This window comes from Agrobacterium sp. MCAB5, from assembly GCF_052114365.1.
Lineage (GTDB): Bacteria > Pseudomonadota > Alphaproteobacteria > Rhizobiales > Rhizobiaceae > Agrobacterium > Agrobacterium tumefaciens.
The window spans coordinates 1-537 of the sequence record NZ_JBFREP010000181.1; the positions used below are offsets into that span (position 1 = coordinate 1).

A 537-nucleotide genomic window follows, 5' to 3' on the forward strand; every position below is an offset into this window, starting at 1 on the left:
CTCCTCCAATAGTCAATGGTCGATGGATGGGACGGCTGACCCCCATGACGCCTATCGTTTTCGGATAGCGCGCAGCCGCTCGAATATCTCGTCCCTCAAAAGCAAAAGAGCGACGAGAATGATGAGGCCTTCGAGTATGCTTCTCAGGCCGAAGCTTAGTCCGATGGCCGAAATGATGGTGCCCAGCGTGGTCAGAAGTATTGCCCCGCTTACCGTTCCGAGGAACGTGCCCCGACCGCCCAGGATTGAAGATCCGCCAATCACGACCGCAGCTATCGAGGGCAATAGATAGTCGTCCCCCATTCGCAAGGTCGCCCCATTGGAGTATCCGACCAGCATCATGCCAACGAAGCCGGCACAGGACGCGCTCACAATGTATGGCAGGATGCGGACGAGATTGACCGGCACGCCCGCAATGCGAGCGGCTTCCACGTTGGTTCCGACGGCATACATGTAGCGGCCAAAAACCGTCCGGCTCTGGATTAGCCATCCGACCACGACGAAAAGAACAAGGAAAACGATCGACCAGCGGATACC

Annotated in this window: 1 protein-coding gene; it reads right to left on the reverse strand. The window is 57.4% G+C overall.

Translation table 11 applies throughout. The features are described 5' to 3' along the window. Positions 1–51: 51 nt before the first annotated feature. Positions 52–537, reverse strand: a 486-nt coding sequence (locus tag AB4Z23_RS28100; RefSeq protein ID WP_441361259.1) for an ABC transporter permease, incomplete at its 5' end; no start/stop codon positions are given.